Below are 14,260 nucleotides of genomic sequence, written 5' to 3'. Positions count from 1 at the left end.
TCATCTGCGATCAGCAAATTGCACAAGTGCTCATCAAGCTTTCGCAGGAAAAGGTGCGTCCGTCAGAACCATTACCTAAACCGCGCCATAAAACCCGGCAACCCAATGCGCTTAACTTCGATGTTCGCACCTTGCTCTATCAGTTGGTCGGTGTAGACCTCACGCAAATACATGGCATTGGCCCCTTTTTGGCACTGCGGCTGGTCGCCGAATGTGGTACAGATCTGAGCCGATGGCGCACTTGTCATCATTTCACTTCGTGGCTAACGCTTGCCCCGGGATGTAGGATCAGTGGAGGTAAGGTGCTTTCCGCTCATACTCGGAAAACCAAGAATCGAGTGACCGCCCACCTGCGCTTGGCCGCTGTCACCGTCGGGAGAACGAGTACTGCGCTTGGGGCCTTCTATAGACGCCTTGCAGCTCGAATCGGAAAAGCCAAAGCAGTCACCGCGACCGCCCGAAAAATTGCGATTTTATTCTATAACGCGATGCGTTTCGGTATGAACTATCAGGACCCCGGAGCAGACCAGTACGAGCAGAGATATCGGGAGCGAGTCGTAAAGGGTCTACATCGCCGTGCTGCCGAATTTGGTTTCACTCTTCAGCCAACGGAGGGTGTTTCTTAGGAAGGCCGCCGCGTACTTTGCCAAGGAGTGCGGCTGAAGTACGCCTTTATCAAGCAGCGCGCGGGCGACTATTCGATTCGACGGCTTTGCCTGACGCTGAAAGTCCATCCCAGCGGTTATTACGCCTGGCTGTCTGAGCCGCAATCTGTACGCGCCAAAGACGACCAGCGACTGCTGGGTTTGATCAAGCATTCCTGGCTGGAGAGCGGCGGCGTTTATGGCTATCGCAAAATCCACGACGATCTGCGCGAGGTCGGTGAGGATTGTGGTCGTCATCGTGTGGCGAGGCTGATGCGTCTTGAAGGTCTACGTTCTCAGACAGGTTATCGACGCCGCCCTGGAAAGTACGGCGGTAAGCCAGCGGTCGTCTCACCCAATTTGCTGAAGCGCCAGTTCGATGTTGTGGAACCCAACAAGGTTTGGGTAACCGACATCACGTACATTCGTACGTATGAAGGCTGGTTGTATTTGGCGGTGGTACTGGATCTGTTTTCTCGGCAGGTCGTTGGCTGGTCAATGAAGTCGCAGATGACCAGTGATTTGGCTATTGATGCGTTGTTGATGGCGGTTTGGAGGCGTAAACCGAAGCAAGAGGTGATGGTTCATTCCGACCAAGGCAGCCAGTACAGCAGCTCCGATTGGCGCAGCTTTTTGAAGGCAAACAATTTGGTTGCCAGCATGAGTCGCCGAGGCAACTGTCATGACAACGCCGTGGCCGAGAGCTTTTTCCAGCTTCTGAAACGGGAACGGATCAAGCGAAAAATCTACACCACGCGGGAAGATGCTCGGAGTGATGTGTTTGATTACATCGAGATGTTCTACAACGTAAAACGCCGCCATGGTTTCAACAATCAGCTGTCACCGGTAGAGTTTGAAAAGCGTTACGCAATGAGCTTGCAAGGTGTCTAGAGAATCCGGGGCGATTCATATTGAGGGTGTATTTGATCGGTCTGCCAACAACAAAAATCCAGATTGGGCATAAAAAAGAGCAAAGGCTCGGGTGACCAACACCCACGTGAATGTTCGTCTCCGCCGTAAGATGGCGTTGGACTTTGACCCGACTGCCCCATAAAGCCTTGGAGATGTGACTTGGCGCTTCGTATCCGATGAAATCAGATGCGATGCAAATGGCCGCTCAAGCTCAATGCAAACAGAGGATCAAATGGGTCAGCCGCACATAAGTTCCGGAGCCTTGCTCCCGTAATACTCGGCCATGAAATCGACAAACGCTCGGACCTTCGCAGGCAGGTTGCGAGCATGTGGGTACAGCGCATAGTAATGACGCACACCGAGGGTGTATTCAGGCAGGATCCGCACCAACCGCCCAGCCAGCAGATCATCCTGCACGGTGGCCAGGGTAAACGCGGCAACGCCTCCACCCGCCAGGGCACAGGCGTACAACGCGGTAATAGTGTCGGTATGAAAGGTGCCGTCAGCAGTCACGACAAGTGGCTCGTCGTTGTCGTTCATCAGCGACCACTGATCGGTCGAGGCAAAGGTCAGCAGCCGATGCTCGCTGAGTTCGGTGGTGCTCCGTGGCAGGCCGCACCTGAAGACGTAGGCCGATGATGCGACCATCACCATGGGTGAGACCGTAAGCAAGCGCGCAACCAGACTGCTGTCGGCCAAGGGGCCGCAGATGCGGATGACCACATCGAAGCCATCGGCCACCAGGTCGACAAAAGAATCCGAGCAGGACAGGTCGACGTGTATGTCCGGATACCGCTGCTGGAACGCTGGCAGCCAATGGGCCAGCTCAAGGGTACCGACCACCAAGGGAGCGCTGATGCGTAGCAGTCCAGAGGGGCGCTCCTGCTCCAGAGTGACGGCCTGCGACGCAGCATCGACGCGATCCAGAATGTCCACGCAGGCGGCGTAATAACGTTCACCTGCCGCGGTAAGGCTCATACGCCGGGTATTACGATTGATCAGACGCACGCCAAGCGCGGATTCCAGTTGCTGCAAGTGTCGCGACACCGAGGAGTGGGTGGTGTCCAGCCGCTCGGCGGCGGCTGAAACCCCCTGGGCCTCAACGATGCAACGAAATACACGCATGGCGAGCATCTGATTCATATGGGTTTATCGCACCGGCAACTTGAGGATCTGGGCAGTGGTCATCACGTCACCAAAGGTGTCTTCGATTTCAGCCAGGGCGCCCTTATGCAACGCGTCCTTATCGACCTTGTCGCCATTGACCCGGGTAATCGCGCGGGTCGCCGATGCATCGGAGGCGACCAATACGTTGTAACCCAGTGGGGCGGCGTCACGGGCGGCGCCGGCAACACACGCGTGAGTCATCAGGCCCGTGATAATGAGGTTCTGGATGCCGGCTTTTTTCAAGCGGCTGTCCAGCTCGGTACTGGCGAATACGCTGACGGTGGTCTTTTGCACAACCGTGTCATTGGCGCGCGGCTGCATGTCCGGATGAAACTTCACGGTTTCGCCATCGATGGCAAATACCGCCGAACCGGCCGGTGCAATGTGTTGGACATGATAGACCGGCATGTTGTGATCATCCGCGAATTTGATCAGCTCACGGGTGTTGGCCAGGGCCTTGGCGCCATCGGGGATCGGCATTTTGCCGGTGAAGTATTCATTCTGGAAATCGATAACCAGCAATGCAGATTTGCCGGCCGGCAACTCGCTGACCGGCTTGGCACCGGACATGGCCCGAATGGTGGGATGATCGTCAGCCATGGCTCCAGCACTGGCGACAACACCGGAAAATGCACAAGCGGCGAGAAAACGACGGGTAAAACGTTGCATGGGTATTTCCTTCTTCGTTGAGTGAGTCAGGGAATGTTAGGGAAATACCTAAGACTCGAACACATCACGGCCAGCACATAGTCTGTGCATTTTTAGCACAAGTGTAGCCGTCCAATACGCACTCACCCCTTCCGAGCAAAGTCCGTTGAGGCGCCTGCGATGGGCACTACGCCTCCGGCCTTGTTTAGATTGAATCGCTCCAGAGCCGCACAGGTCATAAAAACGACACAACGCATCAGTACAGTGGTTTGCGCAAAAAAAAATCAACGCCATAGAAGAAAAAATTATCGATAATTTGGGCGCTTAGCCCTTGAAGAAAAACATCAACTTGACATTAATCTGCCCCGAAACAAGGGACAGTCACCGCATGGACGCACAAGTCATTATGGTCATCCAATGTGTACTTGGCGGATCGGCTCCCTCAGATTTGAGGTCGTTGTTATGTACACCCCCAATAGTTGCCATCCTGAGGAAAAAGTCTTTTATCGTCCCATCGATGCGGCGATACGCTGGTGCAATCTGATGGCCCATGAGGCTCAGATTCTTGAGTCAGCCTGGTGTTGCCCTTCGCTGCTGGCCTCAACCTTTCCCCAGTGGCCGTGTCTTCATCTCAACACAGAAAAAATCTTCGACGCTGTGCGAAATCAGGAACTGCCATGCGGTGTGTTAGGGGCCACGGTTGCACCTGGAACGCCCTTCGATTGTCGACTGCTTACCGTCAGGCATATCGACCTTAAGGGGTGGATGCATCATCACTACCCAGACCAACGCCCCGCCTTTCTCTTTGGGACGCCCTCCCCCAACACCGAACACATCAGTTACACCACCTACCTCACACTGCGCGCGGATCGAGATGCACTGCACATACAGCTCAAGGCCCAGGAAGCGGCGCACCGTCAATTGCTGGACGAGCTCAATGCCGCAGGGCTTGAGCGTGAACAATTGCACGCGCTGGCCGACGCCCAGGCCCCGCTGAGCGAGCGCAGCCAGGTAGCCTACAGCAACACCATCGGCGCTTTGGTCGACACCCTGCTGGGCGTCACGCCCGCCGGAAAACCCAACTCGGTGTTCAACAACCAAGCGGCGATTGTGGACTCTATAACGGCACACCATGGGCATGTTTTAGGCTTAAGTAAGCGCTCATTGGATCAGAAGTTTGCTGCGGGCCGGCGCAGTCTTGCCGCCAGTTAAGTGACGCATTGCACTGCAAGGGTAGCGCTTGCAGTGCAATGACTCATGCGGCCATGTGCGATTGAATTCAGGTCACTTCCCACAACGCGTTGATCAACGCCAGGAGTGACCATCATGAGCGCCCCCCTTTCCGACATCGCCCAGCCGCTTCAACCGCCGACTCAACGGCGCATCATGCGCCGTGATGAGGTGGAGCAAAAAACTGGCTTTAAACGGGCTCAACTCTACAGCTTGATGAAGGCCGGAAAATTCCCTCAGCCCAAACGCATTGGACAGCGTGCAGTCGGCTGGGATTCACAGGAGATCGAGCGCTGGGTGGTTGAGCGTCTCGGTCAGCAGGTCTGATGCCATGCGCGTAGTCTCAGTGGTATCGACCAAAGGAGGGGTGGGGAAAACCACCATCGCGGCCAATCTCGGTGGCCTGTTGGCCGACGCCGGCCTGCGTGTGCTGTTGCTTGATCTGGACAGCCAACCCACCCTCTCCAGTTACTACGCCTTGGACCAAAAGGCTAATGCTGGGGTGTACGAGCTCATCGCACACAACCTGACAACGCCCGGCCAAATCATTTCCAGAACGGTGATCGATAGGCTTGACCTGATCCTCTCCAACGACAATCAAAGCCGATTGGGTGCATTGCTGCACGCCGATGATGAGCGTTTACGCCTGCGCAATGTGCTCGAGCCTTTGCGTCCTCGCTATGACCTGTTGTTGATCGACACCCAAGGCGCACGCAGCGTATTGCTGGAGATGGCGATCCTGGCGTGCGATCTTGCGCTGTCTCCGGTCGTACCGGAAATGCTCGCCGCACGCGAACTGTGCCGCGGTACCTTAACACTGCTCAGCGACCTCGAACTACTGCATCACCTGGGGATTAGCCCTCCCCCTCTAAAACTGCTGCTCAACCAGGTCAATGCCAATCAGGTGGACACCCGGATGATCATCCAGGGACTGCGCAAAACCTTTTCCGGCGCCTGCAATGTCTCGGTCCTGGAGACCACTGTCCCCGATCGAGTGGTGTACCTCAATGCCGCCTCCCTGGGCCTGCCTGCCCACCGCATGAGGACGCGCCATTCACCGGGGCGAAGCGCGTCTTCGCCGCTTAAAACCATGCAATCGTTGGCCATCGAGTTGTTTCCTGAATGGCACACAGCCATCGCGGCCGTGACCCGATGTCCGCCGGTGCCATAGGACAACGCGCCAAACGCGCATTGCTCGCCTCTCATGTTGTTTGATCAATCTTGATGCCCCTAACTCGCGCTCGGGAGTTCTTTAATGCTGGATCAACCGCCCACTATCGTTTCCCCACCCCTTAGTCCAGATCCTATTGGATGCGAGGCTTACTGCACCGTGGTCTTTCGACTGCCCGGTGGACGCACCGCCGTCGGTGCCTTACTCCTTGAACTGTCCCGACAAGTGGAAGGCTCAGCGACAGCCGAGATCGTCAAGCTCAGGGTTGGCGACCCCTTGTGCAACCGCTGTTAACGGGGGGGTGATTCGATGAAAAAGCTCAGTCAGGAGGCCATGACTGACAAGCTGCGCCAGGGCCCCTTCCCTCGTGGGTCAACGCATGAGCCGTTGTCTGACCCGCTCACCGACACACCGATGCGGGTCACGCTGGAGCAGCTGCGGCCTTATGAGCACAACCCGCGCTTTTTGCGAAATCCGTTGTATGAAGAGATCAAGGCCTCCATTCGTGAGCGTGGACTGGACCAACCGCCACCCATTACCCGCCGCCCGGGAGAGCCCCACTTCATCATCCGCAACGGCGGCAATACGCGCTTGGCGATTCTGGGCGAGCTGTGGCAGGAAACCCACGACGAGCGTTTTTTTCGCATCCACTGCCTGTTCCGGCCGTGGCGCGATGAGCTCACGGCCCTGCTCGGTCATCTGGCCGAAAGCGACCTGCACGGCCCACTCACCTTTATTGAGCGGGCGTTGGCCATCGCCAAACTCAAATCCATGCTTGAGCCCGATGGGATTGGGCTCTCGCAACGCGAACTGGCGCGGCGCCTCTCGGCTGAGGGCTATCCCGTGTCGCAGTCACACATCAGCCGCATGCTCGACACCCTGGAACACCTGCTGCCGGCGATTCCACAGGTGCTGTATGCAGGATTAGGCAAGCCGCAGATCGAACGCCTGATCGGCCTGCGTCGCCAGGCAGAGCGCACCTGGAACCATTACCCAACGGGTACCACAGCGTTCGCCGAGGTGTGGCTAGAGACCCTGGGTTACTTCGATGCCGAACCTGAGGCCTTCGCGCTTGAGCGCATTCAGGATGAGCTGCTTGAACGCATGAGCCGCCTGCTGGGGCAGCCCCACCGATTATTGGCCCTGGAGTTGAGCGATACACAACGGGTCATTTCAACGTCCAATGCGGTTGTCACTGAGGCCTCAGAGTCCAGCCCCCTGCTAAGGGTTGAGGTTAAAGAAACCGCGACAGGCGAACTCGCCGCCGAGCCCCCTGTCACCGCCGCATTAACGAAGGCCAACCTTCAGACCGTAACAGTACATGAGGCGCTACTCCCCCTTGTCGAAACCGGTGTCACCCCTGCCATCAGCCCTGCCTCACAGGCGCCGATTACTTGCAAGACGCTCTCTGGTGTCACGCAGAGTGTCGAAAGTGGCATGCTCGAGACACTCTGGACCATTGCACCGGCGCAGGACAGTCCCGCCCCCCTGCGCTTGGCTATCGCAGCGCTGGCCCGGGAAATGGCGGCCTATGCCGGCCATCCCGACAGCGTCATCGACCATCCACAGGGGCTGGGCTTTAGCCTGAACCCGGCGCGATTGGATCTGGCAACACCGCGCGCTACCGGCGTTCACCTGCTGCTGTTGGCCCTGCTACGCGCGCACGATGAGGTCAACTGGGACGATCGCCAACAACTGCCTTCTGCCCTGTTCGGCCAACTATTGCTTGGGGTCTACCAACTGCCGCTGACTGACCGTCCCGCCATGGATATCGGGCTGGAGCGACTGCCCGAGCGCTTGCTACTCGTACTCTTTCGTCTGATCCGCTTGGCCCGCCGCCTGATCGACTTAACGCTTGGCGCTGAAGATAACTCACCGGAGAAACGCTCATGAGCGTGTCCTTTAATGTGCTCAATCAGGCCATGTTGGCTCAGGTGCTGCACGAACTGCGCCTGGGTAATCCACTACGCTGCAAGGCGCTAGGCTTGAGTGAGGATGACATTTACCTGCTCCAATCCTTAGCACCCACTACATTGTCGCGCCTGACCCATGCCAGCGTGTCATGGGTCGATGTGAAGATTGATTCGCCGGTGCTACATCGATTGATTGAGCAAGCCGAACGCGATGAGCAGAACGAGCGCTTGATCAACCGTGCACTAAAACTTGGCGCCAGCAGTGCGATCATGTCCCAATGGTTTGGTTTGGCACATTCGGAAACGGCCTTACGCCGGCGCCTGCTCAAAATCGAAACCCGCAAGGGCCGCCCTCAACAGCTGAGCGAGGCCCAGGAACATGCGCTCTGGCAGCGATGGTGCCAGCTGCGCACGCAGGACAGTAGCGAGGATCAGCTGGATGCCATGATGATGCTGGCCGAAGAGCAACAGATCAGCTTGACCAGTGTCTGGCAACAGATCGACCACTACAGCACAGAACCATGAACACCGACCCGCCCAGCCGCTGGCAGCGTGTATTGGCGCAATGCACCCGCCAACTCAATGAACGCGGGCAGCGCCCGTCCCCCGAACAACCCGCCAACCAGGTACTGCAGGCAGGTTTTCTGTTCAGTGGCCAATCGCACGACGTGGTGCCGCGACGCTTGCTCCTGGACGCGCGGCTGACGCCCCTGGAGCGCAACGCGTGGCAGGTGTTTCGCCTGCTGCTACAAGGCCAGGGCCTGGTCATGCCGCGCTATGAGGACCTGCAGCCTTACCTCTCGAGCGTCCCCTACGGTACGTTAGCCTCCCGTGAAACCATTGCTCGGGTCTTGACGATGCTCAGACTCACCGGGTGGCTTAGCTTGGTGAGCCGCGGGCGTGATCCGCTGAGTGGACGTCTGCAAGGCGCTCTGTACGTCCTGCACGATGAACCGTTAACCCCCGCCGAAGCGATCGAGCTGGACCAAAACTACCTCGAACTCGTCGGGCATTGCCTCAGTCATCACACCAAGGCCGTGCGCCTTGTCGCCCAGTATCGAGTGGAAGAGATCTACCAAGACACCGATATCGATCAAGAACGACTGCCGACACGCTTCGAGCGTTGGGGCGATCATTGGGCACAGCAAGGACTGGACCTCACGACCGACAGTGCTGCGCAAGATATCGAACGCGATGGCGATCACCGCGTTCGGCATTCTGCCGCCCCGACTTTGAACTCAGGGCCGGACCTCGGCACTCGTGTTGACAGCACCACTTGCCCTTTGAACACCGCAGATACCGTCTCGAAAAAACCTACGGAAACTGCACCGCACATAACCCCAGCGCCGGCGAACCTGCACTGGCCCGACTCGTTGCATGTAAGCCATAGCGAGCGTCAGGCCATCGCCATGGCGCTCTACAAACTGGCGCCTGCCGACCGTCAAGCAGTGCTCAACGAAGCAGGGGCTCGTTGTACCGCTGGAGGTATTCGTAAACCCGCGGCCTATTTGATGGGCCTGATCCAGCGCGCACTGAAGGGTGACTTTCGCCCATGGGCCAGTCAGACAGCCCTCTCACACGCTATGGACCCACCCAAAAGGGTCCCGTCTCGCCCATCCCTCCGACATCGCGAGCCCGCCTCTGCTCTCGCCCAGGCGTGCCTGAGTGAACTACGTCAACTACGCGGCCGACGCCCAGGACGTTAGTAGATGGGATGCCACCGGCATCACATCTCGTAAAGAGCGATGTGATTCTGCTCAAAAGTATCGGTGTTAACGGGGTAGAGCCCCAAGGTGTTGGTGCCGATCCGCTTTTGACCCCGGGTATCAACGTTAACTGATCCACCTGAACATCCCGCAACCTAGGGAGTAGCAACTGGTTTTGATACCTGAGGTGGTTCAGTGAAATACCGGCGGGGGGGTCAAAAGCAGGCCAGCGTCAACAATCGTTCTTTGAGAAGCCATATGCCTTGCATATGTATACCGGCATTGTTATACAGCACATGCCAGACATATGCAGGAGTGATGTTATGCGCACTGTCTCAATTTTCAAGAACGGCAAGAATCAAGCAATTCGCTTTCCCACTGACATGGCTTATGAGGGTGTCGGGGAACTGGAGATTACGCGCAGCGGCGACACTATTACCCTGCGCCCCGTGCGCCCGAGCTGGCTGTCGCTGGCTGAATTGCCGAAGGCCGATGCGGACTTTCTGCAAGAGCGTCCGAGCATTATCAGCGATGAAGGCAGGTTCAATCTGTGACCACGTACATGCTTGATACCTGCATTTGCTCTTTCATTATGCACGAGCGTCCAGAGTCTGTTTTGCAGCGTTTGGCCGCAGAGGTTGCGCGGAATAACCGGATCGTAATTTCTGCGATTACCTACACCGAAATGCGTTACGGGCAGATTGGTAAGCAGGTATCGCACAAGCACAAAACGCTGCTTGATGAGTTTGTGAAACGTCTGGATGAGGTCTTACCGTGGGATCAAAGCGCGGTTGACGCGACGGTTGAGGTGAAGCTCGAACTCACCAAAGCGGGCTTGATCATTGGCGAGAATGACACCGCTATTGCCGGTCATGCGATAGCTTCGGGTTGTGTGTTGGTCACGAACAATGTGCGTGAATTCAGCCGCGTTTCGGGGCTGCCTTGCGAAGACTGGGTTCACTGAGGAAAAATTAGCATGGACACGAAATTAGCTGAAGAAGAGATGCCCCGTGCGTTGTTCGGTGGTGCCGAGCCAGTTGTGCAGGGCTGCGCGCCCCCGTGCAAAAGCCTCTCCCAGATATCGTGGATACGCAGTCGACGAAGGCACCAGCTAAAAAGAAAGTCGCGAAACCATTCACTCCCAGGCTGAGAGTCACGCTGCGGGTGGGCAATGAATTTGAAGGCAAGACGCATGAGATGGTCCATGAGGTCGATACGTTGAGTACCCTCCTAGCAGAGCAAGACGCTGCCAAGGCGGCTAGGAAAAAATTTCGATTTGTCGAAGTTGTTTCTATCAAATCGATGTAATTCAAGGAAAGTCAGCATGGGTAACGAAAAAATCGAAACTCAGATAGCACGTTTTGAGCGAATCATTAAGGCGGCTACGGTCATGAGCGAACAGGAAAAAATCGCGCTGGCCGAGTGGGAGAAAACGCATGTCACTGGCAGCGGAGATTTTGGCACCCGTGATTGGCCCGGTTGGGAAGCGATTATTTCCCGTATTTTGCATTGATAGGAAATGACAACAATGCCTCGCTCCTTCATCGCTCTGCTCACGCTCACATTGCTCACCGGCTGCGCAGCAATCCCCTACGACAAACCACAAGACCAGTTGAACATCCAGAAAGACTTGTCTGTAAAACCTGAGGAAATTGTCACAATGACCCAGGTGAATTGGTGCTCCTACGCCTATGGAGAAGTGACGCCTTGCCACTCCCAGGAAGCGCTGGCGGTTCAGACTCGGACAAAGCTGATCCTGGCCAGTTACAACAAGCCCCACTACAAAACCATTGTTGAAGTTCAAGCCAGCGATGTCATGTGTGCGCACCTACAAGCGCCGGTAGACACCGCTCCGAATCTGTTTTTATTCACCCACGCTTATGCCGTGCAGATTTGGCCAGTAGAGCCGAGCTCAAAACCGGATATCGCAAAGAAAAAGCTCATCGTGGACACGATGCTCCAAACAGGAAAACGAACCATAGTGGGCACCGAAAAGGATTATATAAGGGACACAGGGCAAGGGAGAACAGGGATGGCGATGATCCCTAACACCGTTATTCCGTATTCAACCCGAACCTCAATTTTGCACCTGATTAATCCTTGTTCGTTTTGAAACGATAAGGGTGTTGGCGCTAATTGAAAACTACCCTACTGGGGGTGCGGCAACAATCTTGAGTCCTTCGGGGTAACGCCGGCCGCTCACCGCAACGCCTAAGTGGCCTCATCTTTGGACTGCCGACGAAACCCGGGGCGACTCACGATTCCGAACGGGGGAAATCTCCACCCCGTTCGGTATCGTGCAGGCCCTCGTTCGGACTCCGAACCGGGCTTGCACGCCCCGATTGACGGCACGGTTCGCCATCCGAACGGCGCCTGTACTGTATCTAAAAAGCGTATGAGTACAGTACCGCGCGCGAGCTCAGCGGTGGATAACCTGAGGCCTCTGTAGAGGTGATGCCAGTGGCATCACCTCTACAGAGGCTGGTGTGAGGTCGCAAACAGCCATACCTGTGCGTGCGATCCCCCCGCTCCCCTGGCAATGCTGTCAGTACCGTCCCAAGCGAGCTTCTACGAGATACCGCCTCACGATCCAAACCGAACAGAGCACCTTCAGCTTTTTGGCTGCCCTCAGGCCTGATTCAGCGCAACGTTCCGTCCAAGCTTATGCGAGGACAACACCGTGGCCGATCACTACCAACTTAACCTGGGTTCATTGCGCAGCAGCATCACCCTGACCTTACACACCCATCACGCGGCGAGGATTTGGCAGGGGCGCAGTGCACGCGAAGGTGCCCACTCGATCATGGGCATGGCCGGTTACATCAGCGTCACCAACCTGATTAAACAAACGGCGGCCCAGGACGATCCTTATGCCGACTGGGCCATCGTGCAGCTCGAAGAAAAGCTGATGCAAGCCAAGGCGGGGATGTTGGACCTGGCCCAGCAGTTGGACCGAATCAGGCAAGACCTGCCGCCCCAGATCGACATGGGCGATAACCTCAACATCCACCCAGTTACCCTGCCGCTGTACATTGGCAGCCAGTTGGGGTTTCTCGCCGTCTACCTGCTGACCGACTACGACACCCTGGTACGCCAGACCTTGCTGGCTCACCACACCGCCTTGATTGGCCGCGTGGACATGGAAGCCTGGATCGACGACGGCGCCCACTTGCTGCGCAGCTTGTTCGGTCAAGCGCAGCGCTATCGCCACTCCGGCGTCACCCGCAAGGACATGGCGACCAATAACGCCCGTGCCCAGGCGGCCATCGAAAAATATGGCTTTCCCCCGCTCGATATTCTTGAGGGCATTCGTCGCTCCCAGTTTGCCCCGCCGATCATTCACAGGGACGAGGTCCCCACAACGGACACTGAGCCGCAGCCTGAGGAGACTGAGGAGCCATCTGCAGCCATGGGCGAGACCGAGGATCCAGTATGAATCCGATCAGCCCTGCGCCACCTGAGAGCCTTGAGCTGCTGACACCCGAGGCCTATCGGCACCTCGAACACGCCACCTCCCTAAAAGGCCTTTTAAAGCCCTTTAAGGGTAAGGGGGAGCTCGAACAGCTGGCGCAGGTCGCAAGCGTGATCCAGGTGCAGTTGGGTCAGTTGATGGAGGCGCTGGTGCAGCGGGCCAGTCAACCCCCTTACTCACTGCTGGACATGCGTTTGGTGTTGCAAAACACTCGCGCAGGCAGCCGTTTTTTGCGTTGGCGCACCCGTGATTACGCCCGGATGGGGGTGGTCGTGTGGGAGCGCCAGATCAGCAACCATGCCTTGCCCCAGAGGGTGCGCGAGGGGTTGGGTCATTTCGAATCTGAACGCATAGCACTGAACCTGCAGATGAGCGTGATGCATTCGCTCCACCGCCAGGCCACGAGCTGCGCCACCAAAATGGCCAGTGCCGAACGCCTACTGCGTCTCTTCACCCCCACAGCGGAGGTAACACGATGAGTACTTTTTTTGTCGGCGAAGGCAACATCGGCAGTGCGCCAGAGTTTCTCGAGTTCCCCTCAAACAATGACGAACCACGGCGTCTATTACGACTCAATGTGTACTTCGACAACCCCGTGCCCCGCGAGGGCAGCTATGAGGATCGAGGCGGCTATTGGGCGCCAGTTGAGCTCTGGCACCGCGACGCTGAACAGTGGAGCACCCTGTACCAAACAGGCATGCGCGTACTGGTCGAGGGGCGCACCGTGCGTGAGGAGTGGGAGGACAGCAAAGACAATCCGCGAGTGACCTTCAAGATCGAAGCCCGCCGGATCGGCATCCTGCCACATCGGGTGCAAAGTCTGCTCATGCGGGAGCGCCCCAGTAAGGCGGCAGCCTCTGCAACGCAGGTCGAGCCGTCTATAGACCAGGCCAGCGAACCGATGTCAAAACCTAACAAGCGCAGATAACCCAGTGCCTTACCAGGCGTGGTCATCGGCGCTGTGCCGGTGAGGTCACTACGGCCAGTACGTGAGGTCAACCGCTCTACAATCAACACCACAGTACGACAGATGATCACACTCGATGCACGCATGCGGCCGAAATTCTTGTTTCCGTAACGTTTAGCGTTTAGGCTTTCATCGCTGCGGTCAATCCCGTGGCCGGGCGTCAGAACCTGAAAAACAACCAAGACACGGTGTAGTCATTTCGCACAGCGGATGCTTCGTATGTCCAGCTGCTGCTTTTCTATGGCGAACCGTGCGGGGCAGGCTTCGGCCTGGCCGGGTTCCTTGGTTTCCGGTTTCTGACCCCCGTACGGTTTGCCACCCATACCGAGTCAGAACGGTGGATGGCAATCCTTAATCTAACCAAGGAGATAAGGAAAATGGCCTATCCCCCTTTTACGCTCGCGCACCACCTTGTTTGTCTAACGCTTAC

General features: G+C 57.0%; 16 protein-coding genes and 3 pseudogenes. 17 read left to right on the top strand and 2 right to left on the bottom strand.

Annotated elements, in window-relative coordinates; genetic code table 11:
- Both BFQ03_RS29105 and BFQ03_RS14805 read left to right on the top strand, forming a co-directional pair.
- On the top strand, positions 1-626 hold a 626-nt coding region (locus BFQ03_RS29105), incomplete at its 5' end, for a transposase (protein ID WP_139115694.1).
- Positions 627-1,535, top strand: a pseudogene (locus BFQ03_RS14805) (IS3 family transposase); the annotation flags it as partial. It lies immediately after the preceding gene.
- Positions 1,536-1,793: 258 nt separating this feature from the next.
- On the opposite strand, the gene BFQ03_RS14800 reads toward BFQ03_RS14805, so the two are convergent.
- Both BFQ03_RS14800 and BFQ03_RS14795 read right to left on the bottom strand, forming a co-directional pair.
- Positions 1,794-2,699, bottom strand: a complete 906-nt coding sequence (locus BFQ03_RS14800; RefSeq protein WP_065943455.1) for a LysR family transcriptional regulator — start codon at positions 2,697-2,699, stop codon at positions 1,794-1,796.
- A gap of 6 nt (positions 2,700-2,705) precedes the next feature.
- A complete protein-coding gene (locus BFQ03_RS14795) occupies positions 2,706-3,392 on the bottom strand; it encodes a cysteine hydrolase family protein (RefSeq protein WP_065943454.1) in 687 nt (228 codons plus the stop codon).
- Between the two features lie 441 nt (positions 3,393-3,833).
- Between BFQ03_RS14795 and BFQ03_RS14790 the strand changes: the two genes are divergently transcribed.
- The 15 genes and pseudogenes from BFQ03_RS14790 (at position 3,834) to BFQ03_RS14725 (ending at position 13,791) form a co-directional block, all read left to right on the top strand.
- Positions 3,834-4,583 (top strand): hypothetical protein, encoded by a 750-nt coding sequence (locus BFQ03_RS14790; protein ID WP_065943453.1) that lies wholly within the window; start codon positions 3,834-3,836, stop codon positions 4,581-4,583.
- Between the two features lie 114 nt (positions 4,584-4,697).
- Positions 4,698-4,928 (top strand): AlpA family transcriptional regulator, encoded by a 231-nt coding sequence (locus BFQ03_RS14785; RefSeq protein ID WP_065943452.1) that lies wholly within the window; start codon positions 4,698-4,700, stop codon positions 4,926-4,928.
- 4 nt (positions 4,929-4,932) lie between these two features.
- Positions 4,933-5,772 carry a ParA family protein gene (locus BFQ03_RS14780; protein ID WP_065943451.1) on the top strand — a complete coding sequence of 280 codons (840 nt, stop codon included), beginning with the start codon at positions 4,933-4,935 and terminating at the stop codon, positions 5,770-5,772.
- A gap of 309 nt (positions 5,773-6,081) precedes the next feature.
- Entirely contained in the window at positions 6,082-7,665 is a 1,584-nt protein-coding gene (locus BFQ03_RS14775) for a ParB family protein (protein ID WP_065943450.1), read from the top strand.
- Positions 7,662-8,210: a DUF2857 domain-containing protein gene (locus BFQ03_RS14770; RefSeq protein WP_065943449.1), complete on the top strand. Its 549-nt coding sequence runs from the start codon at positions 7,662-7,664 to the stop codon at positions 8,208-8,210. The genes BFQ03_RS14775 and BFQ03_RS14770 overlap by 4 nt, the downstream gene beginning before the upstream one ends.
- Positions 8,207-9,391 (top strand): STY4528 family pathogenicity island replication protein, encoded by a 1,185-nt coding sequence (locus BFQ03_RS14765; RefSeq protein ID WP_065943448.1) that lies wholly within the window; start codon positions 8,207-8,209, stop codon positions 9,389-9,391. Before BFQ03_RS14770 ends, BFQ03_RS14765 begins: the two co-directional genes overlap by 4 nt.
- 323 nt (positions 9,392-9,714) lie before the next feature.
- Positions 9,715-9,945, top strand: coding sequence for a type II toxin-antitoxin system VapB family antitoxin (vapB, locus tag BFQ03_RS14760; protein WP_065943447.1), 231 nt, complete (start codon positions 9,715-9,717; stop codon positions 9,943-9,945).
- The gene (locus BFQ03_RS14755; RefSeq protein ID WP_065943446.1) at positions 9,942-10,355 is read left to right on the top strand and encodes a type II toxin-antitoxin system VapC family toxin; all 414 of its coding nucleotides are present in this window, start codon (positions 9,942-9,944) and stop codon (positions 10,353-10,355) included. Before vapB ends, BFQ03_RS14755 begins: the two co-directional genes overlap by 4 nt.
- A gap of 12 nt (positions 10,356-10,367) precedes the next feature.
- Positions 10,368-10,699, top strand: a pseudogene (locus BFQ03_RS30660) (hypothetical protein).
- 16 nt (positions 10,700-10,715) lie between these two features.
- Positions 10,716-10,904, top strand: a complete 189-nt coding sequence (locus BFQ03_RS14745; RefSeq protein WP_065943445.1) for a hypothetical protein — start codon at positions 10,716-10,718, stop codon at positions 10,902-10,904.
- A 15-nt stretch (positions 10,905-10,919) separates the two neighbouring features.
- Entirely contained in the window at positions 10,920-11,504 is a 585-nt protein-coding gene (locus tag BFQ03_RS14740; RefSeq protein ID WP_065943444.1) for a hypothetical protein, read from the top strand.
- Positions 11,505-11,638: 134 nt separating this feature from the next.
- Positions 11,639-11,828 (top strand): annotated as a pseudogene (locus BFQ03_RS30655) (hypothetical protein); the annotation flags it as partial.
- Positions 11,829-12,071: 243 nt separating this feature from the next.
- Positions 12,072-12,827 carry a PFL_4669 family integrating conjugative element protein gene (locus tag BFQ03_RS14735; protein WP_065943443.1) on the top strand — a complete coding sequence of 252 codons (756 nt, stop codon included), beginning with the start codon at positions 12,072-12,074 and terminating at the stop codon, positions 12,825-12,827.
- Complete coding sequence (locus tag BFQ03_RS14730) at positions 12,824-13,342, top strand: DUF3158 family protein (protein ID WP_065943442.1); 519 nt, start codon at positions 12,824-12,826, stop codon at positions 13,340-13,342. The genes BFQ03_RS14735 and BFQ03_RS14730 overlap by 4 nt, the downstream gene beginning before the upstream one ends.
- Entirely contained in the window at positions 13,339-13,791 is a 453-nt protein-coding gene (locus BFQ03_RS14725; protein WP_065943441.1) for a single-stranded DNA-binding protein, read from the top strand. Before BFQ03_RS14730 ends, BFQ03_RS14725 begins: the two co-directional genes overlap by 4 nt.
- Positions 13,792-14,260: the final 469 nt, after the last annotated feature.

This window comes from Pseudomonas sp. 25 R 14, assembly GCF_900004755.1.
Lineage (GTDB): Bacteria > Pseudomonadota > Gammaproteobacteria > Pseudomonadales > Pseudomonadaceae > Aquipseudomonas > Aquipseudomonas brenneri.
The sequence above is the reverse complement of the archived record's forward strand: the minus strand, read 5'-3'. Positions and strand labels throughout refer to the sequence as shown.

Coding starts and splice junctions, on each gene's coding strand:
- BFQ03_RS14790 (WP_065943453.1), top strand. CDS start 3,834: ATGTACACCCCCAATAGTTGCCATCCTGAGGAAAAAGTCTTTTATCGT.
- BFQ03_RS14795 (WP_065943454.1), bottom strand. CDS start 3,392: ATGCAACGTTTTACCCGTCGTTTTCTCGCCGCTTGTGCATTTTCCGGT.
- BFQ03_RS14800 (WP_065943455.1), bottom strand. CDS start 2,699: ATGAATCAGATGCTCGCCATGCGTGTATTTCGTTGCATCGTTGAGGCC.
- BFQ03_RS14780 (WP_065943451.1), top strand. CDS start 4,933: ATGCGCGTAGTCTCAGTGGTATCGACCAAAGGAGGGGTGGGGAAAACC.
- BFQ03_RS14765 (WP_065943448.1), top strand. CDS start 8,207: ATGAACACCGACCCGCCCAGCCGCTGGCAGCGTGTATTGGCGCAATGC.
- BFQ03_RS14740 (WP_065943444.1), top strand. CDS start 10,920: ATGCCTCGCTCCTTCATCGCTCTGCTCACGCTCACATTGCTCACCGGC.
- BFQ03_RS14745 (WP_065943445.1), top strand. CDS start 10,716: ATGGGTAACGAAAAAATCGAAACTCAGATAGCACGTTTTGAGCGAATC.
- vapB (WP_065943447.1), top strand. CDS start 9,715: ATGCGCACTGTCTCAATTTTCAAGAACGGCAAGAATCAAGCAATTCGC.
- BFQ03_RS14730 (WP_065943442.1), top strand. CDS start 12,824: ATGAATCCGATCAGCCCTGCGCCACCTGAGAGCCTTGAGCTGCTGACA.
- BFQ03_RS14725 (WP_065943441.1), top strand. CDS start 13,339: ATGAGTACTTTTTTTGTCGGCGAAGGCAACATCGGCAGTGCGCCAGAG.
- BFQ03_RS14775 (WP_065943450.1), top strand. CDS start 6,082: ATGAAAAAGCTCAGTCAGGAGGCCATGACTGACAAGCTGCGCCAGGGC.
- BFQ03_RS14770 (WP_065943449.1), top strand. CDS start 7,662: ATGAGCGTGTCCTTTAATGTGCTCAATCAGGCCATGTTGGCTCAGGTG.
- BFQ03_RS14785 (WP_065943452.1), top strand. CDS start 4,698: ATGAGCGCCCCCCTTTCCGACATCGCCCAGCCGCTTCAACCGCCGACT.